The organism is Chitinophaga horti (genome assembly GCF_022867795.2).
Lineage (GTDB): Bacteria > Bacteroidota > Bacteroidia > Chitinophagales > Chitinophagaceae > Chitinophaga > Chitinophaga horti.
Map to the genome: position 1 here is coordinate 5,454,185 of NZ_CP107006.1, position 19,502 is coordinate 5,473,686.

The window sequence follows — 19,502 nt, forward strand, 5'->3', positions numbered from 1 at the left end:
AAAGGCAATCCACAAAAGTAAGCCAAAATTTTTTAAATTCTTGTCATCGGGAGAGCTGTTCCTTGCTAAAAGGTAACGGACCGGGGCTGCAAAGGCCAATCCGGTCCGTTTAATTTGTTTATGCGGTAAGCGCTAACCCAATACCAACTCGCCGTTCCTTAGTACGGGCAGCACATTCGCACCGTCTGCCGTAAGGCAATACCGGATGTCGGCTTCCAGCCCGAAGTTAGAGAGGCGTTTGAAGTGGGTAGCGTTCTTCATGGCTTCGAAAAGATCGCCTTTGGATGCTTCGTACATCGTTTCCGCAGCAATGGCCGAGTCGCAACTTACGTCGAAGTGTTCGCGGATGCGGCTTACCACGGCGCCGGCAAAGAGTGTATCCTCCAGGTTTACCCGGTCCTTCCAGGCGGCACATCCGAGGATGACGTTTTGCTTTTGTGCTACGAGGTAATCGCACACGGCAGAAATATTAGGGAAAGATCCGGTAACGATCTGCACGGCGTCTTTGGCCATGTGAAGCAACTTGGTACCATTGGTAGTCGTTAGCACCATCACTTTACCTTCAATAAAATCGCGGGAGTACTCGAAAGGGGAGTTACCATGTTTGAGGCCTTCTGCAATTTTACCATCGCGCTCGCCTGCGGTAATAGCTTCCAGCTGGCGGCCGATGTTTACGCATTCTTCTACCGTGGCAACAGGTATTATTTTGGTAGCCCCGTTGGCCAGGGCCGTACAAATGGTAGACGTTGCCCGCAGTACATCGATAATCACCACGATGCTGCTTTTCACATCGTAAAGGTGTAGGAGCGCGGGCGACAGGCAAACTTCCAGCCTGGGCTTATTACTTTCTGTCATTCTCGAATTTTTCTTGTTAAGTGAGGACCACCCGCCACTTTTCCGACTCCGCAAAGTCTTTAATAACCTCGTTTCGGTGCTCCAACAAACGCTGCATATACCGGTGCAGGTACAGTTTTTCGAACAGGCGGCCCAGTTTGCCGTAAGGCGTACCAAAGTCCATCACGTCGATCATTACGGTACCATTGGCTATCTCTTTAAAGTGATGTTCATGCTTCATGTAGGTAAAATCGCCTTCGAGCATTTCATCACGAAAAAAGCCACTTTTCTCCATGGCGGTTATATGCACCTTTAGCTGCCGCACCTTACGCAGGTGTTTGGCTTGCCAGGTAACAGATTCCCCGTTTTCTATCAGGCCGTTTGTACGACCGGCGATAGCCTCTTCGTTGGTGTGTTCCATGCTGCGCTTGTGCAGCGTAATGCTGCGACTTAAGTCAAAAACCCGCTGCAAGGGCGCATGGATGACGGTTGTCAGGTGAATAACAGGCATAGCGTATGTTTTACAGGTTCTTGTGAAAAAATAAAAAGACGCTAGTCCCAAGGTTTGTCTTTAGGATGATGGTTAAAATTTTTACTTTTTCACTTCTAGTTCAGAAAAGGCGCTTTTACAACTTTCGCCTTCAGTAATTTATCTCTAACGGCAATGTAAATTTCTGTATCAAGAACGGCAAAAGGCGTTTTTACGTATCCAAGGCCAATTGCTTTTTGCAGGGATGGCGACTGCGTACCGGATGTTACGCGGCCAATCGTTTCACCTTCAGCGGTTTTGATCTCGTAATCGTGACGCGGAATACCTCTGTCGATCATTTCGAACCCTACCAGTTTTTGCTGAACGCCTTCGGCCTTTTGCTTTTCGAAAGTAGCGCGGTTGGTAAAGTCTTTGGTAAACTTCGTGATCCAGCCCAGGCCAGCTTCCATGGGGGAGGTACGGTCGTCGATGTCGTTACCGTACAGGCAAAAGCCCATTTCCAGGCGCAGGGTGTCGCGGGCAGCCAGGCCGATTGGCTTCAGACCTTTAGGTGTGCCGAGTTCGAACAGGGCGTCCCAGATTTTGTCTGCGTTGCCGTCTTTATCTTCAAAATATATCTCAATACCGCCAGCGCCCGTGTAACCAGTTGCGCTGATCACCACGTCGGGTACGCCGGCAAAGGTGCCTTTCGCGAAGGTGTAATATTTCATATTTACCAGGTCTACTTCCGTAAGCGGTTGTAGCATGCTGGTGGCGTTAGGCCCCTGGATGGCCAGCAAACAAGTCCTGTCAGAGATGTTATGCATCTCTACATTCCTGGTGTTGAACTTTTGGATCCAGTTCCAGTCTTTTTCAATGTTGGATGCGTTTACTACCAGCATATACACCTTGTTCTCCTCGATGCAATATACCAGCAGATCGTCAACCAGGCCGCCGTCTTCGTTGGGCAGGGCGCTGTACTGCGCTTTACCCGCGGTAAGTTTGGATGCGTCGTTAGTAGTTACGCGCTGAATGAGGTCCAGGGCGTTTTCTCCTTTCAGGATAAACTCGCCCATGTGGCTTACGTCAAATACGCCCGCATTGTTGCGAACGGCGAGGTGCTCTTCATTGATACCGCTGTAAGAAATGGGCATGTTGTAACCAGCAAAGGCAGCCATCTTAGCGCCCAGGGCGATGTGTTTTTCCGTAAAAGGAGTATTCTTCATGATTTTCAATAGTTTAATACCAATTCCGGATACCGAGCAGGTTGGTTTGATGGTTGGTCCCGAAGTTGTAAGCCCGGCAAAAATAATTATTCGGGTGGAAATTGGTGCAATAATTGCGTTTATGCACCACATTCCCGCGCTGCACGTTACTTTTGCAGCGTAAATCGTTAAAAATCATTCTTGTGAAAAGACTTTTGCTGTTACCGCTGGCGTGCCTCTCCCTCATCGCCACCGCTCAGAAGAAAGCCGACAAAAAAACGGCCACCAGCCTGCAGGCCCATATTAACTATCTCGCCAGCGATAAACTGGAAGGTCGTCGTACGGGTACTGCCGGTGAAAAACTGGCTGCCGCTTACATTTCCGCTCAAATGAAACAGGCCGGTATTACGCCGGGCGAAGGCAATGACTATTTACAGGAATTTACAGTGCGCGAAGGCAAAGAGGCTGGCCCAGGCACCAAATTAACCATCAACAACAAACAGTTTACCAGCAAACAATTCACGCCGCTGCCATTCAGCGCCAATAAAAGTGCTTCGGGAGAAGTGCTGCCCGGCGTGAATGAACCCGACAACGTTTGGATGCTCGACGTGAAAGAACTCGAAGGTATGGAAAGTCCGCATGCAGACGCAGCAGCCGTTTACCTGGCCGCCGCAAAAGAAGCGGAAAAGAATAAAGCGAAGGGGGTTATCTTTTTCAATGGGAAAGAAACGCAAGGCGCCGTCGCGAAGTGGTTGTCCAGCCAACACACGGCATTAAACATCCCTGTATTATGGGCAGGTGCGGAAGCGAGTAAAGTACTCGCAGATCAAAATGCCAATGATTTCCAGATATCGATGGCGGTGGACTTACAGCAAACCAAACGCACCGGCACCAACGTCATCGGTTATATTAATAATAATGCACCCACTACGATTATTATCGGTGCGCACTACGACCATCTTGGTTATGGGGAAGATGAAAACTCCCTGGGCGCCGGCGAAAAAGCGATCCACAACGGCGCCGACGACAACGCCAGTGGTACGGCCGCCTTACTGGAGCTCGGCCGCCAGCTGAAAGCATCTAAAAACAAAAAGAGCAATTACCTGCTGATCGCCTTTTCCGGAGAGGAACTCGGCCTGTTCGGCTCAAAATATTACACGCAAAACCATACGCTTGATTTTAAGAAGGTGAACTTCATGATCAATATGGATATGGTTGGCCGCCTGGATAACAATAAAGGTTTGCAGATCGGTGGTATAGGCACTTCTCCCAGCTGGGGAAGTATTTTAAAGGCCTCGCTCCCAAAGGAATTGAAAGTAACATACGATTCTTCCGGCACGGGCCCGTCCGACCACACTTCATTTTACCGCAGCGACCTGCCAGTATTATTCCTGTTCACCGGTACGCATAGCGACTATCACAAGCCAACCGATGACGCCGACAAAATTAACATCGACGGCGAAGTGCAGATCGTGAAGCTGGTGTACGACATTATCGAAAATTCTACGAAGCAGGATAAACTGATGTTCACCAAAACGAAGGAAATGCAGATGGGCACCAGTCCGCGCTTTAGTGTAACACTGGGCATCATGCCTGATTATACTTTCAGCGGTGGCGGCGTACGCGCCGACGGCGTGAGCGAAGGCAAGCCCGCAAAGAAGGCTGGTTTGCAGGCAGGCGACGTCATTGTTCAACTGGGCAATAGCAAAATAGCTGACCTGGAAGCCTACATGGCAGCCCTGGCAACCTTCAAAGCCGGTGATAAAACTACGGTGAAGGTGAAACGCGGTGCCACCGAAAAAACTTTCGATATTACTTTCTAAAATAGATACATGAGATATTTGTCCCTTTTAGCCGTGGCTGCCCTGTTTGCCTGTAACCAGGAGCGTGCGAAGACGGATACCACCGGTTATGATGTGATTTCCGAAAAGACCTATGTTGTTCGTCCGGCGCAACCTGCCGAAGGAGATTCCATTGAAATAGGGTTTTACAACAAGCAGCAGGAGATGATCGCACTGCTGGAAAAAAGCAATTTTAAAGCGAAGTCACTCACGAACGATAGCCTGCTGTTTCGCCAGTCGAACGGCCAGGAGTTGCAAATTATCGTACCAAAACCCAGCGATGCGGCTGGTAAATTTTCGATTATTGCCTTCGATCCGCAAAAAAATCCACTTTTTATTAATCTGAATAAGGGAACAAACCAAGTGACGCAGTATATTAGCGCAAAGTAAGTTCCCGTGCATCAACATATAAGAGTTACGGTCGACGCCGTAATTTTCGGTTACAATTCCCGGGATGGACTGTCGGTTTTGCTGATTAAACGCACCATCCCGCCCTATATCTTTAAATGGGCCCTGCCCGGAGGCTTTGCCCACAACGACGAACCGCTTGAAGACTGTGTTAAGCGGGAGTTGCGCTCGGAAACGGGTATCCAGATCAATTATCTTGAACAGCTTTACACTTTCGGGGCGCCAGAGCGTGACCCGAGAGGGCGTGTACTGTCTGTCGCGTACTTCGGCCTGGTAAGACCAACCGCGTTAAGCACACCACCCAAACCGGTTATCAACTCCTCGTTCCTGAACAAAACAAGTGACGATCGAGAAGCCCGCTGGTGTAAGCTGAATGAATTACCGCAGCTCGCATTCGACCATAACATGATCATCGAAAAAGCACTTGTCCGTCTCCGTAATAAGGTGCGTTATGAACCCATCGGCTTCGAATTGCTCGACAGCAAGTTCCCGATTTCGGAGCTGGAGAAATTGTACGAGCTATTATTATCCCGCCCGATCGACCGTCGAAATTTTCAGAAGAAACTTAATTCGCTCGGAATTTTGATCGCGCATGAAGAGAAACAAAAAGCCGCTTTACAAGGCCGACCTGCCAAATTGTTCAGTTTTAATGAGCAGGAGTACTCAAAACTCAGGGACGAAGGGGTTTACTTTGAGATTTAGCCTTACGGCTGATTATCATCTAGTTAGAATATTTTGTGTTATTCTGACAATATTTATTTTAAAATCATCGCCTTTTAAAATAAATTGTGTAAAACGAACACGAATCAATTTAAACCAGCTACAGTATTGACTTTGGGAAGAACATGCTTAAAGTCAGTCCAAACACCTGGAAAGATGGCTTTCAACGACTGGAACTGACAAAATTGCGTGTAATCATAGCCGGTAGACCGGTTGGGAAGGCTTCGAGAATCGAATATTCTCCACCCGACCTCCGGCGTTTTTATTTTATCGCATCAGCAGAAGTCTTCAAGTAACGCGTAACGTACCTTCAGAAAAACATCTTAAACGCGAAAAACAAATTCACGTATTTCCTACACAAAAACGTAAAAACCTCCACAGTATTGCCTTCCAGGTAATATATGTAGCTGGTACAAATCTGGTTATTTTTTAGTATATTTAAGTAAACCCAACGAACATGAAGCTTTTCTCCACTCTCTTTGTTCTATTCGGAATTACTGTTTCTGCCTCCGCGCAGTCGCAGGACTCATTGCAGCGCACTCCGATCCATCGTCATAGTGCTCCGCCACTCTATATCGTAAACGGCGTTTATTGCCCTGGCAACCTCGACGGAATTAAACCCGAATCGATCGTTAGCATCGATGTGCTGAAGAACCATGCAGCAGCGCTCAAATATGGCGACATCTCATCGAACGGTGTTTTACTGATCGTCACCAATACACAAACCTCCGAGGGCGTGTCCCTGGATAAAGCGGTAGATGAGTTTTTCGGAAGCCGGCTGACGAACATTACCGAATACGCGATCGACGGGCTGCTGGCGAATGTGCATAATATTAAGATACACACTGCAGACGTAAAGAAGATAGAATTCCTGCGCAAAGGCGATCAGTTGCGCGCGAACCTCATCACCTTCACAGATGTGGCAAGTGCCCGCCCACCTGTTATGCCGCCGGTAAATAAGAACGCGAAGCCCGGAGAGATCATGATTCGCGGAATGGCGACAGTTCCTGCGGTGAATCAAATAGACTAACAACATCCATTATACCTGACTGGCCGCCGGCTTCGCCGAGCGGCCTTTTTTATGTACTGCACCCGGCGAGCGCTATTTCATTTAGATTTCGCACATTTGCATCCTATGCGCAGGAAATTTTTATGGAGTGCGGCCCTTCTTTTTGCGGGCCTGACCGGCAAGGCTCAACAAGCGGACACGCTTGTGCCTGCCCGTAAGAATAGCTTTTTTCCGCTGCCGGCCATCGGCTACGCGCCGGAAAAGGGCTTCGAGATCGGTGTGGCGGGTTTGTATTCTTTTTATATAGATAACAAAAATCCATCGCCGGCGACCCGTAATTCCTCCATCATTCTTATCGCGAGCGTCACCACCGAGAAACAATGGAAGCTCGACCTGCGCACCGACTTCTGGACGCGCGACAATGCCTGGCATCTGAAGGGCAATGTCCGTTACCACGACTTTCCCTTTTACTTCTATGGCACCGGCGACTCCACGCACTACGACGATCGCTCGCTCGTAGGCAATCGCCGCCTCAAAGGCCTGTTCGAAGCAGAGAAACGCTTCGGACGCCACTTCTTCGTAGGGCCGTCGCTGCTCTTCCAGCACGACCGCTTCGATGCCAGGGAAGACAAAGGCATTTACCCTGGAATGACGCTGGTGGATAAAGACGGCGGCCATGTCACCTACATCGGTGTTACCGGAGTGTTTGACAACCGCGATAATCAAAACTACACACGCCAGGGTTCAATGGTACGTGTTAACGGCTCGTATGCGCCCGAGTTCCTGAGCAGTTACCCAATTTGGAAACTGGAACTGAAGGCCAATCACTTCTTTACTTTCCTGAAAAATAATACTGTCGGCCTCAACGCATATGCTTCCAGCATCCAGGGCGGCACACTTCCTTTTTACCAGCTGCAGGAGTTGGGCAACGACTTCATTATGCGGGGCTACTATGCCGGCCGTTACCGTGACCAGAACTACCTGGCAGGGCAAGCTGAGTATCGTTACTTTATAGATCCTAAACTAAAAATACGCCTCTGGAAATTCGAAATGAAGCCTACGTTCGCGCTGGTGGCCTTCGCCGGAACGGGTTCTGTTTTTGCCAATCGTGATTTCGACATCGACCGGTTTAAGCCGAATTTCGGTGGTGGTATTCGTTACTTCTACGACAAAAGTTCGCGCCTGACCATTCGTTTGGATTATGGTATAGGTGAGCAGCGGCCGGGCGAAAAACGCCAGACCGGGTTTTACCTGTCGCTCGGGGAAGCATTTTAACAGGCGCCCAACGCGTCCAAAACAAGCTCGTCGTGCTGACGGCGCAACATGTCCTGCTGACTTAACATGTTCCCAACGCCACGTCCCAATCCTTCCAAACAAGCTCGTGGTGCTGGCGGCGTAACACGTCCTGCTGACTTAACACGTTCCCAACGCCACGTCCCAATCTTTCAAAACAAGCTCTTAGTGCTGGCGGCGTAACACGTCCGCTGACTTAACACGTTCCCAACGCCACGTCCCAATCCTTCCAAACCGGCTCGTATTGCTGGCGGCGTAACATATCGGCGATCTCCGAGGCACTGCGCTCATCCGAAATTTCGAATTGTTCCAGCGATTGCTGGTCAACCGCGTAGCCGCCCGGATTGGTCTTAGAACCGGCGCTCATCGCGGTAATTCCCAGGCGGATCACGTTATCCCTAAACACTTCCGATTCGCGGGTCGAGATGCTAAGCTCCACCGTTTCGAAGCAAAGCCGGTAAGCACAAATCAATTGCACCAGTTCTGTGTCATTCATATCTACCTTCGGCATTAGGCCACCAGAAAATGGCCGCAGGCGAGGGAAAGAGATGCTATACCGTGTTTGCCAGTACGTTTTTTCGAGATAGGCGAGATGTAATGCGGTGAAAAAACTGTCTGTGCGCCAGTCTTCGAGGCCGAGCAATACTCCCAGGCCGATTTTATGAATCCCTGCCTGTCCAAGCCTGTCGGGCGTTTCGAGGCGGTAATCGAACTTCGACTTTTTTCCTTTCGGATGATGTTTCCTGTAGTCTGCTTCGTGGTACGTTTCCTGGTACACCAGTACCGTGTTCAATCCTTTCGCAATCAGCTGCTCGTACTCTTCGCGGTCGAGCGGCTGCACTTCCATGGAAATATGCGCGAAATGCGGACGGATAATTTCCAGCGCTTGGAGGAAGTAGTCGACGCCCACTGTTTGCTGGGCTTCGCCGGTGACGAGCAGCACATGTTCATAACCCATCTGCCGGATGGCCTCTACCTCTTTTAATATTTCAATTCCGGAAAGCGTTTTGCGTTTGATCTTGTTATCATAACTAAACCCGCAATAGGTGCATATGTTCTGGCATTCGTTGGAAAGATAAAGCGGCACGTACAGCTGCATGATATTGCCGAAACGTTGTTTGGTAAGTGTATGACTTAACGTCGCCATTTGCGGCAAATGTGCGGCGGCGGCAGGCGATACCAAAGCCTTGAAATCTTCCAGGTCACGCACGCGGCGAGACAAAGCGCGCCTCACATCAGCAGCCTGTTTTTGCATAGATGTCGCGCTTTATTTCATCCCAATGGTAACTGCGGAACAACGAGGTAAAACTCATGACACCGGGTTTAAGAATGATAACAGCGGGCTGGTTGCCTGTGCGGTTTGCGCCACCATCCCTAAACCAGCTTCATAAGCCTCCCTGCCTGCAATAACCGCCTGCTTAAACGCAGCCGCCATCAGCACCGGATCGCGCGAAACAGCGATCGCCGTGTTGACTAACACCGCATCTGCCCCCAATTCCATTGCCTTTGCTGCATCGGATGGCGCGCCAATGCCGGCATCGATCACTACGGGCACTTTACTTTGGCCAATGATGATTTCCAGAAAGTCGATCGTGCGTAAGCCTTTATTGGAGCCGATGGGCGAGCCGAGCGGCATCACGGCGGCTACGCCTACATCTTCGAGGCGTTTGCATAATACCGGGTCGGCGTGAATGTAAGGCAACACCACGAAACCTTGCTTCACCAGCTCTTCCGCCGCCAACAGCGTTTCTATCGGGTCGGGCAGCAGGTATTTAGGGTCGGGATGTATTTCTAGTTTAAGCCAGTTGGTTTCCAGTGCTTCGCGGGCAAGCTGCGCGGCGTAAACCGCTTCTTTGGCCGTACGAACGCCGGAAGTATTCGGCAGCAAATGTATTCCCGGGTGCTCGACGTGCGAAAGCATATCGTCCTGTTCGGGTTGTTGCATGTTTACGCGTTTGAGCGCCACCGTTACCAGCTCCGTACCGCTGGCCAGCAAAGCGGCTTCCATCACACTCGTCGCACTAAACTTGCCGGTGCCGGTAAAAAGGCGCGACGTAAATGTTCTACCTGCTATAACTAACGGTTCCATCTGCAAATGTTTTAAGTTGATGCAAAATGCCTGTCACCAGGGCTTTCCTGTCCTCCGCATGGGTGATCAATCCTGATACGGCAATGCCATGCAAACCTGCGTTCAGCAGTCCGTCAATATCTTCCCTGAGAATGCCGCCGATCGCCAGCACCGGAAGGGGAGAGGCCGCCTCGGCCAACACGCGACGGTATCCATCTAAACCCAAAACCGGGCTTAGTTTCTCTTTGGTTGTGGTGAAGCGGAATGGCCCCAGACCAATGTAATCCGCGCCTTCCGCTTCATGCTTTCTGATATGCGCCGCCTCGTTCGCAGTGCCACCAATGATAAAGCGCGGACCCAAAATTTTACGAGCATCTGCAACCGACAAATCATTCAGCCCAAGATGCACACCCGCCGCCTGTACCTTCAACGCGATGCCGGGGTTGTCGTTAATAAATAGTGCAGCCTCGTAGAAATCGCATACCGCCTTTGCCTCAACCGCCAGACGCAGCCACGCTTCCGGTGATTCGTTTTTAACGCGCAGCTGTATGAAACGGCACCCCGCCTCGCAGGCTAGCCGTATGTTTTCAACATGCGGCGCTTGTGAAATATATAAGAGTTGTTGTATCATGTTTGATGTAAGCCTAATAGTGAAGAATTGCTTTTTAAAAATTGATACGTGTACGCCTTCGCTTTACCGCAAGCCCTCACCAAAGGATCGCCCAGGGCAAGGTTAGCGGTAATAGCCGCCGATAGTACGCAGCCCGAGCCGTGTTTCGCGGCGACAGCCCCGCCAGGCACAGGATAGGAGGTTACGTCGTGTTGGAAGAACAATTGGTCTACACCAGGTAGCTGCGGATGATGCCCCCTTTCAGCAGCACAGCCGTATACTGTGCAAGTTTCGCCGCTGCCACATCACCATCATCATCGCCGCCTATCGCCTGCGCTTCGTGATAGTTGGGTGTAAGCAGCTCCACTTCGCTTAACACATCCTGCCATTGCCGCAATCCGCTTTCGTTGTAGAATGAAAAACCGGCAGACGCTTTCAACACAGGATCGAGCACGAAACGTAATTGTGGACTTACAATCCGCAAAGCAGTGATCACCTTTTGTACAGTAGCCACACTCTGCATGATCCCGATCTTACAATAACTCACCGGGAACTTTTCCAGCAGCGGCGTGGCCTGCGCTACAATTTTGCCTGCAGGCAGCCATTCCACCGAATAAAAGTGATCATCTGTTTGCACAGTAAGGGCCGAGCAAACGCCGAAACCATACACGCCATGTGCTTCGAATGTTTTAATATCCGCAGTTAATCCCGCGCCCGCGCTTGGGTCCAGCCCCGCAATCGTCATTACATATGGTGCCATGCTGCTTTGATATTGTTAAATGTATGAACACTTTCCGCCGGCCTGTCCCAAAGAGCGCCCATCACCGCCACGCCGTCAAATCCCATCTGGCGGGCCATTGGCGCAGTGTGAACGTTGATGCCGCCAAGTGCCACCAGCTTTGTACCGGTAGCAGGCGGTATCGTGTTTATCGCAGACTTGTATCCCTGCTTTGAAATACTATCGAACACAGGACTTACCAACAGTCCGTCCCAATAACTTTTCAGATACGGAATGGCCTCCACGGCGTGCACCGCAGTACTACCGAACATCGCATGCGGCTTCTGCACACCTTTTACCAGCGCCTGTCTGCGCATCTCACTCATATGCACGCCTAACAAGGAGTAGCGCATGGCGAGATCAGGCTGCCCTGCCACCAGTATGCGATTGTAAAATCGCGTTGACAATTGGTCGAGCAGCTGCGCATAGGCTTCTTCTTCCCAGCCTGGTTTGCGAAGCAGGAGCACATCGGCACCCGCTTCTAACAAGGCGTTGAGATGAGTGGCCTCATCCGGTATGGCCTGCGGCGATGTCAGTATCCAGATCATATATAGAGATCCGATCCCTGTTCCACGAACTTCTCCGCCTGTTGCTGCATGCCGGTGTGTAATGCCGCCTGCTCATCTACACCCTGACCAGCCGCGAACTCGCGTACCTCCTGGGTGATTTTCATAGAGCAGAAGTGTGGACCGCACATCGAACAGAAGTGCGCGACTTTCGCACCTTCCGCCGGCAGGGTCGCATCGTGGTAAGACCTTGCCGTATCCGGATCGAGGGATAGGTTGAATTGATCTTCCCAACGGAATTCGAAACGCGCCTTACTCAATGCATTGTCGCGGTACTGCGCACCGGGATGACCTTTGGCCAGGTCAGCCGCGTGGGCCGCCAGTTTGTAGGTGATCACACCTTGCTTCACATCTTCCCGGTCAGGCAAACCCAGATGCTCTTTCGGCGTCACGTAACACAACATGGCTGTACCAAACCAGCCAATCATTGCCGCACCAATGGCGGATGTGATGTGATCGTAACCAGGTGCGATATCTGTTGTGAGTGGCCCCAGCGTATAGAACGGCGCTTCCTGGCAATGCTCCAGCTGCTTCGTCATATTTTCTTTGATGAGGTGCATGGGCACGTGGCCCGGACCTTCAATCATCACTTGTATATCATGCTTCCAGGCGATCCTGGTGAGTTCGCCGAGAGTCTCCAATTCCGCGAACTGCGCAGCATCGTTAGCGTCTGCAATACTGCCCGGGCGTAATCCGTCCCCGAGCGAGAATGCCACATCGTATGCCTTCATAATCTCGCAGATCTCTTCGAAATGCGTGTACAGGAAGTTTTCTTTATGATGCGCCAAACACCATTTCGCCATGATCGACCCTCCGCGGGAAACGATGCCTGTCATACGTTTGGCGGTAAGCGGTACATAACGCAATAACACACCGGCATGAATCGTGAAATAGTCAACTCCCTGTTCCGCCTGTTCTATCAGCGTATCGCGGAACAATTCCCAGGTAAGCAGTTCTGCTTTACCGTTTACTTTTTCCAGCGCCTGGTAAATAGGCACGGTGCCAATGGGCACGGGCGAATTACGAATGATCCACTCGCGCGTTTCGTGAATGTTTTTACCGGTGCTTAAGTCCATGATGGTGTCGGCGCCCCAGCGACAGGCCCATACTGCTTTCTCCACTTCTTCTTCGATGCTGGAGCTGATGGCCGAGTTACCAATATTAGCATTGATCTTCACCAGGAAGTTGCGGCCAATGATCATTGGTTCGCTTTCAGGGTGATTGATGTTGTTGGGAATAATAGCGCGACCGGCAGCAATTTCATCGCGCACAAATTCCGGCGTGATGAACTTCACCGGTGTGTTGGCGCCAAAGCTATGCCCCTTGTGTTGCTGCCATAAATCACTGTTCTCTTCGAAAAGCTTCTCTGCCAGCTGGTTTTCGCGGATGGCGATGTATTCCATTTCCGGTGTAATGATGCCTTTCTTCGCATAGTGCAGTTGCGATACGTTGCAACCCGCTTTCGCGCGCAACGGCTTACGGATATGCTCAAAACGCAGGCTATCCAGCGAAGTATCTTCCATGCGCTGGCGGCCATAGGCAGACGAAATACCAGGTAATGCTTCTACGTCGCCACGCTGCAATATCCACTGTTCACGCAGGCGGGGCAAACCTTTCCGCACATCGATCTCCTGGTCAGGATCTGTATAGGGACCGCTTGTATCGTACAACGGTACTGAAGGATTAGGCGTTTCCACACCATGACGGCCATTCAGCCGGGTAGGCGTAAGGGTTATTTCGCGCATAGCTACCGAAATATCGTGCAACGCGCCTTTAACATAGATTTTCTTGGACGCAGGAAATGGCTCCCTGCTGATAACTTGTTTAGTTGTCATGAAGGCAAAAATTAAAGGTAAAAAAAGAGAGGAGGTGGGAACGTGTTATCCTCCCTGCGTTGCACGGATAATGGTGATACTGTCTGCCGGCTGCAATGATGTAGACATCCATTGCTGTCGTGGCACAACCTGGTTGTTAACGGCGATGGCTACGCCTTTTTCCGAGGACAATTGAATAAACTGTAAGAGTCCAGCCACCGTGGTTTCCGGCTGAACTGCATAAAGTTTATTGTTTACAAGCACTTCCATGTTTGTGGTCGTTTAGGTGAAACAATAAACTTTAAGGATGCGAATGCGTGAGAGAAGATCAGTAAACTTTTTCCTACGACAGTATGAACTGCATCAGGTACTGAGGGTATCATCTCAGTTCCGGCTGTTACCCCGGAACACCCCTAAAGTGTTGCTACAAATCTATGCAAGAATTTCCGGAAATTCCAAATCATGTTTTATAGCACTATCTTTGATGCACATCAGCTAAAGGGAAAACGTATCCTTTTAAACCCGTAAAACAACGTATGAAAAATCGATTGCTCGCTATTGCAATGGTGTCTGTAACGGCCTGTCAGCAACCTGTTCAGGATAAATCATATCTGCCCGATGATATGACAACGGGAAAAGATTCCATCTTCACAGAACCGACCGTTTCATTTAAAGATACTTTGCCAAAACTGGATAGCGTACCCATAGGGAAAATTCCCGGCCAATGGATGCAGCCGGTACAAGGCATCGATTCACTTACCCAGGGTTTTATTTTGAAGAAGAATGGTCAGGCACAAGCTTTAAATCATCTTTCGCCCGTGTACGAGAAGTGGGAGCTGACGAAAGATACACTGATCCTGTGGAGCCTGCAGGAGTCAGATACGGCAAAAACCGCGATGCCCGACACGTTGCTGGTACGGGCGATTACAGACAGTAGCCTGCTGTTGTTCCCGATTAACGCGGAACCCGGCTACCTCGAAAAATTCACGAAAGGAAAAGAAAAGATAAAAAAAGTGCCGAAACGGTAAATTTTACCGCTCCAGCACTCCCGATATTGTGTTGGTTTTCCTTAGAGGTTATAATATTGCCATAATCCTATCAGGCAGGCTACCAATGAAAAGAATAAGCCTGCTACCGACATCTGCAAATCTTCCGTAGTCTTACGCGCAAAAACAATTGATACCAGAGCAGCAACGATGCTTGCGGCTCCCAGCAGGATTTTTGCCTCTGTTGCTTCGCTGATGAAGGCGAAAGCCACAGTTACAATGCCGATAACCAGAGATATAAATCCGGCAATTCTAGGTACGCTGGTGGTGTGTTGCATAAATCGAAGTTTATATTGTGATATAAAAAAATACATGTCCATTTCGCTTTCCGAAAAAGGAAAGTGGTTAGGTTTTACCGAGGATGGTAACGGTGCAAGCGTAAAGACAAGTAATGGCCGCTGTTTACGATGATGTGCCGCATCATTTTCGTGGAACTTCTGCATTTCATGCTTATTCCGGCACAGCAACGCGGCTCGACAAGTACAAATTGAAAACCTCACTAATCTGGTCTCACCTGTATTTCCGCTAACTGGAGTTTTTCTTAGGGTAGAGCGTTTGGAGCTACAATATGGTTACAGGTTGTCGATGTTTGACGATGGAAAATTAGTGCTTTTTGCCCAATGGTAGCCGATTTCCGCAAGTTTTATATTATAAAAAAAGCAATCCCTTATAAAAGAGATTGCTTCATATGTTAATAAATTATTACTTAATTAACACCTGCAGTCAGTTTAAAGAAATTCATAATTCATTTTCAGGTAATCAACTCTACTGTAGCAAGTTACGCAATAGAGAAAAAATGCTATATAATTCCTTTATGATGTGACGACAGGACTTAATTGTTCAACAATAACGGCATCACCAGCATCAACAGGTCTTCATTATCGTTCTTTTCTGATGGTTTTAAGATGCCCGCTTTAGTCGGCGTCGACAGCTCGATAGAGATCTCATCGCCTTCAGCAGCGTGCAGCATTTCAATCAGGAACTTCGCGTTGAAGGCGATCTGCATGTCTTCACCATTATACTGACAGCTCATACGTTCGTTACCTTCGAAGGAGAAGTCAACGTCCTGTGCAGACAGTTGCAGCTCGCTGCCGGTAATGCTCAGCGCTACCTGGTTGGTGCTTTTGTTCGAGAACACGCTCACACGCTTCAGTGCATTCTGGAAATCGCTCTTCGCCAGGATGAGGCGGTAAGGGTTCTCCTTTGGAATCACCACTTTGTAATCAGGGAAACGGGCATCGATCAGGCGACAGATCATTTGCGCGTTTTCATGCGTTACGAAGAAGTGGTTCGCGCTGTAAGCTACTTTGATTTCGCTTTCGTTGTCGGGCAGCACGGCCTTGAGCAGGTTTAATGGCTTTTTAGGCACGATGAAATTGTCGCTGGACGGGCATTTAACATCGGTACGAATATATTTAACGAGGCGGTGTGCATCGGTAGCTACGAAAGTTACACTTTCAGGCGCCAGTTCGAAGTATACGCCGGTCATTTGCGGACGAAGGTCGTCGTTGCTCACGGCGAACAATGATTTGTTGATCGCGGTAACGATGGCAGACGATGGCATGGTGAAGGCCGTAGCATCTTCAGCAGCCGGTTCCTTAGGGAAGTTCTCCGGATTTTCGCCCATCACTTTATACTTACCATTGTCGGATGTGATCTCTACTGCGTAAGAGTTCATGTCCACATTAAAGCTAAGCGGCTGTTCGGGCAAATTTTTAAGCGAATCCATTAATATCTTGGCAGGGATACAAATGCGACCGGTTTCCTTGGCTTCTACCTCCAGCTTCACTTTCATCACTGTTTCCAGGTCGGTAGCAACTACGGTAAGCTCGTTTTTGTCAATCAGGAAAAGAAAATCTTCCAGTATGGGCAAAACCGTATTAGAGTTAATAACACCACTGATCTGTTGCAATTGTTTCAATAACGCTGAGGATGAAACGATAAACTTCATAAGGTTGTTTAAAATGATTCCTGTAAATGTAATGCAAACAAAGATAGAAAGATTTGTCATTCAGACTAAACAGGTGGATATTTTTAGCCGGGCAAAAATCATTATTAAACTTTTTCATTACGTGTTGATGCGGCTTTGCGCGGAATTACAAAAATGAAGAGCGGCATATTAATACCGTTACTTCATACGTTCTTAGGGAAAAGAAATTTTGGGAGGCTATTGTATTATAAAAAAACTTAATTAGCTTTGCCCTGAACAAGAGGGTACTACCTATTGTTCGAATGCCTGTTTAAGATAACCTGTGAGATTTGAACCGTTTTTTTAAACTATCTGAGCAGCATGAAAAAACTATTGAGCCTGTGCGTGCTTGCCCTGTTAGTACTATGCCAGCCGGGGTTTGCACAAAAGAAAAAGACACCTGTCAAAAAGAAAAAGACGTACAAGCCTGTTGCGGCTAAAAAGCCCGCCGCTCCACCTATCCAGTATGACGCACTCGCGGCATATATTAAGGTATGGGGACTGGTGAAGTACAATCATCCTGCTGTAGCGGGCGATAAGCTGGATGCCGATTCGGTATTTCTCAGCAACCTTTACACCGTGGAGCGCGTCACCACCAGGGCGCAGTTTAATGTGGCGATGAATAAAATGCTCGCCAGCCTTGCCGATTCGCAGTTGGTTAGCACTACGCCCACCAGCGATAGTTGGATCACCCGCAATACATTGTTCGATGATCCGCTACGCGCACAATTGCTCGCAATAGCCGGTAATCCGCCACCGGTACAGGCAACCCGCGAAAAAGTATCCGATCAACTGGAGAGTGTGCTGTTTTACCAGGACATTCAGTACCCGAACATGCCCTTCCAGATGTTGTCGCTCGCGCGTTATTGGAATAGCGTGCACTACAGCTTTTCCAACGACAGCCAGCATTGGGATACGGTGTTAACACAGTTCGTTCCCGGTTTTTATAAAGCGCGAACGGAGGCGGACGTGGAGCAATTGATGCGGAACGTGATGGCCGCATCGGACCAGGCACATTCGGCGAACTTTAATTCGAGAAGTACGGGCAGCATTCCGCCATCACTTAAAAGAAAACGCGTAAGCGGGGAGCGGGGCTTTAGTCCAGAGTTTGTAGAAGAGTACCGGAACAAACGTCGGTTCAGGCAGCTGTTGGATGTTGCTGTGATTACGCCACCGTCGGGCAGCGGTCTCATTTCTTCGAAAAATCTAAAAAGTGATTGGCAATTTGCCGTTTAATAGCTAATTTGCACCCGTATTACATAAAATGATTTATTATGTTGCTGGATTCTAACGTAACTACTTCTACTTTCTACCAGGTTGGCGATAAAATCGGTTTTATCATGTGCTGGGTAACGATTATCGCGTTTACGCTGATGCTTTTGTACGCAACGGTAAAGTATGTAAAGAAATAAGATCTCATTTACTTTATTATAAAAAGGCCGGACTGTTATGCAGTCCGGCCTTTGTTTTTATTTCGCTAACGCTTTTTCCAGTAACGGCTTCAAAGCAGCGTTCGATGGACGGGGCGCATCGACGGTTACGATTTTACCGTTGCGGTCAAACACCATAAAACGGGGAATGCCCTTGATGTCGTAAAACTTCGTGATCTCACTCCACCCGCTGGCGAACAACTGAATGCCTGTTAACGCTTCTTTCTTTACAAAGTCCTGCCATTTCTGTTTGTCTTTTTCAACATCTACAGAAATAGATACTAAGGCTACGTCCTTATCATGCATTTCCTTTTCCAGCGCTTTGAGAGACGGGATTTCCTGTTTGCAGGGGCCGCACCAGGTAGCCCAAACATCCACCAGCACCACTTTACCTTTCAAATCTTTCAGGGTAACGGTTTTACCGTTAATATCCGGGTAAGAAAAGTTGAGTGCGGCCTCGCCGGCTGCGAAGGTGTGCAGTGATTTTTCATGCTTTTTGTACTCTTCAAGCTGCGCTTCGGTAAACATGCTTTTATAAGGTGCGGCTAATTCCGCCAGCTCGTCGAACGATTTAATGCTGCGCATGTCGTTCATGACAAACATCGCCTTTATGGTGTCGTTACCGAACATGTCGGTCACCAATTTCCAGCGCTCGGCGCGAGCCATTTTACCATTGATCGGTTTTCCATTCATCATGCCCCAGGTGGCGTAGAAGCCCATGAGCTTTTCGCCCTCACCGAGCTTAAGCAGCTTGCCGTCGGCATATTTGTTCGGCTGAAACACCTTGCCGAAAAAGGCCGGGTACTCTTCCTTGGTGGGGTGTGAGGAGTGCGGCGTGTAGAGGAACGACAAACCGATCAGCTCCAGGTCCGCATCCACCGTAAACTTAAACAGCTCGTTGAATTTTTTGTTGGAGGTGGTGGCTTTTGCTTTGATCCCTTTGGCCTCTTTTTCAAGCTGTTCGAAACGCTCGAAAAAAGATTTATACCCGCTGTTATCGGATTTGGTCATCAATGCAATGCGACGAAGCTCCAGGCTTTTGCCGGCCCACTCCATCAGCAATTTGTTTTCCACCGAAGGCGCGGCCAGCTGGTAGCGGGCTTCTGCCTCCATGTCCATTTTCACCTGGTCGCCCTGTTTCAGGTACAGGCGGGTGTAATCACGTTTGTTTAAAGACACGTAATAGTAACCTTCTTCCACAGATGAAAGACCCAGTACATAACCATTGTCTGCCCCCACTTTGGTGGATGCAAACTCCTGCATTTTGCCTTCTTTAACCGTGAATAAGTAAACGTTTTGTACGTTCTCCTGATTGATTTTACCCTGGATAACGGAGGGTGGTGCCGCCTTTGCGGAGAATGAAAGGGCCATTAAGCCCAAAACCGCCATGGCCTGGCGGCATTTGTTCTTTGTCATAGATCACAATAATTTTAACGTTGGTT

General features: G+C 49.1%; 23 protein-coding genes and 1 riboswitch. Of the genes, 9 read left to right on the top strand and 14 right to left on the bottom strand.

What is annotated here, in order from left to right; all coding sequences use genetic code 11:
* Positions 1-132 precede the first annotated feature (132 nt).
* The 3 genes from MKQ68_RS21995 to gcvT form a co-directional block, all read right to left on the bottom strand.
* Positions 133-855: a 2-phosphosulfolactate phosphatase gene (locus tag MKQ68_RS21995; protein ID WP_264280964.1), complete on the bottom strand. Its 723-nt coding sequence runs from the start codon at positions 853-855 to the stop codon at positions 133-135.
* Positions 856-871: 16 nt separating this feature from the next.
* Positions 872-1,345, bottom strand: coding sequence for an SRPBCC family protein (locus MKQ68_RS22000; protein WP_264280965.1), 474 nt, complete (start codon positions 1,343-1,345; stop codon positions 872-874).
* A 95-nt stretch (positions 1,346-1,440) separates the two neighbouring features.
* Positions 1,441-2,529 (bottom strand): glycine cleavage system aminomethyltransferase GcvT, encoded by a 1,089-nt coding sequence (gene gcvT, locus MKQ68_RS22005; protein ID WP_264280966.1) that lies wholly within the window; start codon positions 2,527-2,529, stop codon positions 1,441-1,443.
* On the opposite strand from gcvT, the gene MKQ68_RS22010 reads away from it, so the two are divergent.
* The 6 genes from MKQ68_RS22010 to MKQ68_RS22035 all read left to right on the top strand — a co-directional run bounded on the left by MKQ68_RS22010 (position 2,528) and on the right by MKQ68_RS22035 (position 7,761).
* A complete protein-coding gene (locus tag MKQ68_RS22010) occupies positions 2,528-2,692 on the top strand; it encodes a hypothetical protein (RefSeq protein ID WP_244836343.1) in 165 nt (54 codons plus the stop codon). The genes gcvT and MKQ68_RS22010 overlap by 2 nt on opposite strands.
* 19 nt (positions 2,693-2,711) lie before the next feature.
* Positions 2,712-4,331, top strand: coding sequence for a M20/M25/M40 family metallo-hydrolase (locus tag MKQ68_RS22015; RefSeq protein ID WP_264280967.1), 1,620 nt, complete (start codon positions 2,712-2,714; stop codon positions 4,329-4,331).
* Between the two features lie 9 nt (positions 4,332-4,340).
* Entirely contained in the window at positions 4,341-4,739 is a 399-nt protein-coding gene (locus MKQ68_RS22020) for a hypothetical protein (RefSeq protein ID WP_264280968.1), read from the top strand.
* Positions 4,740-4,745: 6 nt separating this feature from the next.
* The gene (locus MKQ68_RS22025; RefSeq protein ID WP_244836346.1) at positions 4,746-5,459 is read left to right on the top strand and encodes an NUDIX hydrolase; all 714 of its coding nucleotides are present in this window, start codon (positions 4,746-4,748) and stop codon (positions 5,457-5,459) included.
* Between the two features lie 475 nt (positions 5,460-5,934).
* Complete coding sequence (locus MKQ68_RS22030; protein ID WP_264280969.1) at positions 5,935-6,507, top strand: hypothetical protein; 573 nt, start codon at positions 5,935-5,937, stop codon at positions 6,505-6,507.
* 105 nt (positions 6,508-6,612) lie between these two features.
* A complete protein-coding gene (locus MKQ68_RS22035; RefSeq protein ID WP_264280970.1) occupies positions 6,613-7,761 on the top strand; it encodes a BamA/TamA family outer membrane protein in 1,149 nt (382 codons plus the stop codon).
* A 214-nt stretch (positions 7,762-7,975) separates the two neighbouring features.
* Here the strand turns inward: MKQ68_RS22035 and thiH are convergent, their stop codons facing one another.
* Genes thiH through thiS form a run of 8 tightly spaced genes read right to left on the bottom strand, consistent with a single transcriptional unit; the run spans position 7,976 to position 13,885 of the window.
* A complete protein-coding gene (gene thiH, locus MKQ68_RS22040) occupies positions 7,976-9,034 on the bottom strand; it encodes a 2-iminoacetate synthase ThiH (protein WP_264280971.1) in 1,059 nt (352 codons plus the stop codon).
* A gap of 54 nt (positions 9,035-9,088) precedes the next feature.
* Entirely contained in the window at positions 9,089-9,868 is a 780-nt protein-coding gene (locus MKQ68_RS22045) for a thiazole synthase (protein WP_244836352.1), read from the bottom strand.
* Complete coding sequence (gene thiE, locus MKQ68_RS22050; protein ID WP_244836353.1) at positions 9,843-10,478, bottom strand: thiamine phosphate synthase; 636 nt, start codon at positions 10,476-10,478, stop codon at positions 9,843-9,845. Before thiE ends, MKQ68_RS22045 begins: the two co-directional genes overlap by 26 nt.
* Positions 10,475-10,648 carry a bifunctional hydroxymethylpyrimidine kinase/phosphomethylpyrimidine kinase gene (locus MKQ68_RS25985; protein WP_432803752.1) on the bottom strand — a complete coding sequence of 58 codons (174 nt, stop codon included), beginning with the start codon at positions 10,646-10,648 and terminating at the stop codon, positions 10,475-10,477. Before MKQ68_RS25985 ends, thiE begins: the two co-directional genes overlap by 4 nt.
* A 38-nt stretch (positions 10,649-10,686) precedes the next feature.
* A complete protein-coding gene (locus tag MKQ68_RS22055) occupies positions 10,687-11,217 on the bottom strand; it encodes a bifunctional hydroxymethylpyrimidine kinase/phosphomethylpyrimidine kinase (RefSeq protein WP_264280972.1) in 531 nt (176 codons plus the stop codon).
* Complete coding sequence (locus tag MKQ68_RS22060; RefSeq protein WP_264280973.1) at positions 11,202-11,783, bottom strand: thiamine phosphate synthase; 582 nt, start codon at positions 11,781-11,783, stop codon at positions 11,202-11,204. The genes MKQ68_RS22055 and MKQ68_RS22060 overlap by 16 nt, the downstream gene beginning before the upstream one ends.
* On the bottom strand, positions 11,780-13,636 hold the full coding sequence (gene thiC / locus MKQ68_RS22065) for a phosphomethylpyrimidine synthase ThiC (RefSeq protein WP_264280974.1): 1,857 nt from the start codon (positions 13,634-13,636) through the stop codon (positions 11,780-11,782). The genes MKQ68_RS22060 and thiC overlap by 4 nt, the downstream gene beginning before the upstream one ends.
* A gap of 45 nt (positions 13,637-13,681) precedes the next feature.
* Entirely contained in the window at positions 13,682-13,885 is a 204-nt protein-coding gene (gene thiS, locus MKQ68_RS22070; RefSeq protein WP_244836356.1) for a sulfur carrier protein ThiS, read from the bottom strand.
* Positions 13,886-13,938: 53 nt separating this feature from the next.
* Positions 13,939-14,040: riboswitch (TPP riboswitch) on the bottom strand.
* A gap of 111 nt (positions 14,041-14,151) precedes the next feature.
* Here thiS and MKQ68_RS22075 point away from each other — a divergent pair.
* Complete coding sequence (locus tag MKQ68_RS22075; RefSeq protein ID WP_244836357.1) at positions 14,152-14,643, top strand: lipocalin family protein; 492 nt, start codon at positions 14,152-14,154, stop codon at positions 14,641-14,643.
* Positions 14,644-14,684: 41 nt separating this feature from the next.
* Here the strand turns inward: MKQ68_RS22075 and MKQ68_RS22080 are convergent, their stop codons facing one another.
* Both MKQ68_RS22080 and dnaN read right to left on the bottom strand, forming a co-directional pair.
* A complete protein-coding gene (locus tag MKQ68_RS22080; protein ID WP_264280975.1) occupies positions 14,685-15,104 on the bottom strand; it encodes a hypothetical protein in 420 nt (139 codons plus the stop codon).
* A 389-nt stretch (positions 15,105-15,493) separates the two neighbouring features.
* A complete protein-coding gene (gene dnaN / locus MKQ68_RS22085; protein WP_264280976.1) occupies positions 15,494-16,612 on the bottom strand; it encodes a DNA polymerase III subunit beta in 1,119 nt (372 codons plus the stop codon).
* Between the two features lie 339 nt (positions 16,613-16,951).
* Here dnaN and MKQ68_RS22090 point away from each other — a divergent pair, with 339 nt between their 5' ends.
* Positions 16,952-17,866 carry a hypothetical protein gene (locus MKQ68_RS22090; protein ID WP_264280977.1) on the top strand — a complete coding sequence of 305 codons (915 nt, stop codon included), beginning with the start codon at positions 16,952-16,954 and terminating at the stop codon, positions 17,864-17,866.
* A gap of 38 nt (positions 17,867-17,904) precedes the next feature.
* Complete coding sequence (locus MKQ68_RS22095; protein ID WP_244836361.1) at positions 17,905-18,042, top strand: hypothetical protein; 138 nt, start codon at positions 17,905-17,907, stop codon at positions 18,040-18,042.
* A gap of 57 nt (positions 18,043-18,099) precedes the next feature.
* Here MKQ68_RS22095 and MKQ68_RS22100 read toward each other — a convergent pair whose 3' ends face one another.
* Entirely contained in the window at positions 18,100-19,476 is a 1,377-nt protein-coding gene (locus MKQ68_RS22100; RefSeq protein ID WP_264280978.1) for a TlpA family protein disulfide reductase, read from the bottom strand.
* Positions 19,477-19,502 lie beyond the last annotated feature (26 nt).

Coding starts and splice junctions, on each gene's coding strand:
- MKQ68_RS22000 (WP_264280965.1), bottom strand. CDS start 1,345: ATGCCTGTTATTCACCTGACAACCGTCATCCATGCGCCCTTGCAGCGG.
- gcvT (WP_264280966.1), bottom strand. CDS start 2,529: ATGAAGAATACTCCTTTTACGGAAAAACACATCGCCCTGGGCGCTAAG.
- MKQ68_RS22010 (WP_244836343.1), top strand. CDS start 2,528: ATGATTTTCAATAGTTTAATACCAATTCCGGATACCGAGCAGGTTGGT.
- MKQ68_RS22090 (WP_264280977.1), top strand. CDS start 16,952: ATGAAAAAACTATTGAGCCTGTGCGTGCTTGCCCTGTTAGTACTATGC.
- MKQ68_RS22030 (WP_264280969.1), top strand. CDS start 5,935: ATGAAGCTTTTCTCCACTCTCTTTGTTCTATTCGGAATTACTGTTTCT.
- MKQ68_RS22035 (WP_264280970.1), top strand. CDS start 6,613: ATGCGCAGGAAATTTTTATGGAGTGCGGCCCTTCTTTTTGCGGGCCTG.
- MKQ68_RS22100 (WP_264280978.1), bottom strand. CDS start 19,476: ATGACAAAGAACAAATGCCGCCAGGCCATGGCGGTTTTGGGCTTAATG.
- MKQ68_RS22020 (WP_264280968.1), top strand. CDS start 4,341: ATGAGATATTTGTCCCTTTTAGCCGTGGCTGCCCTGTTTGCCTGTAAC.
- MKQ68_RS22060 (WP_264280973.1), bottom strand. CDS start 11,783: ATGATCTGGATACTGACATCGCCGCAGGCCATACCGGATGAGGCCACT.
- MKQ68_RS22075 (WP_244836357.1), top strand. CDS start 14,152: ATGAAAAATCGATTGCTCGCTATTGCAATGGTGTCTGTAACGGCCTGT.
- MKQ68_RS22045 (WP_244836352.1), bottom strand. CDS start 9,868: ATGGAACCGTTAGTTATAGCAGGTAGAACATTTACGTCGCGCCTTTTT.
- MKQ68_RS21995 (WP_264280964.1), bottom strand. CDS start 855: ATGACAGAAAGTAATAAGCCCAGGCTGGAAGTTTGCCTGTCGCCCGCG.
- thiC (WP_264280974.1), bottom strand. CDS start 13,636: ATGACAACTAAACAAGTTATCAGCAGGGAGCCATTTCCTGCGTCCAAG.
- thiE (WP_244836353.1), bottom strand. CDS start 10,478: ATGATACAACAACTCTTATATATTTCACAAGCGCCGCATGTTGAAAAC.
- MKQ68_RS22055 (WP_264280972.1), bottom strand. CDS start 11,217: ATGGCACCATATGTAATGACGATTGCGGGGCTGGACCCAAGCGCGGGC.
- MKQ68_RS22080 (WP_264280975.1), bottom strand. CDS start 15,104: ATGCAGAAGTTCCACGAAAATGATGCGGCACATCATCGTAAACAGCGG.
- thiS (WP_244836356.1), bottom strand. CDS start 13,885: ATGGAAGTGCTTGTAAACAATAAACTTTATGCAGTTCAGCCGGAAACC.
- dnaN (WP_264280976.1), bottom strand. CDS start 16,612: ATGAAGTTTATCGTTTCATCCTCAGCGTTATTGAAACAATTGCAACAG.
- thiH (WP_264280971.1), bottom strand. CDS start 9,034: ATGCAAAAACAGGCTGCTGATGTGAGGCGCGCTTTGTCTCGCCGCGTG.
- MKQ68_RS22095 (WP_244836361.1), top strand. CDS start 17,905: ATGTTGCTGGATTCTAACGTAACTACTTCTACTTTCTACCAGGTTGGC.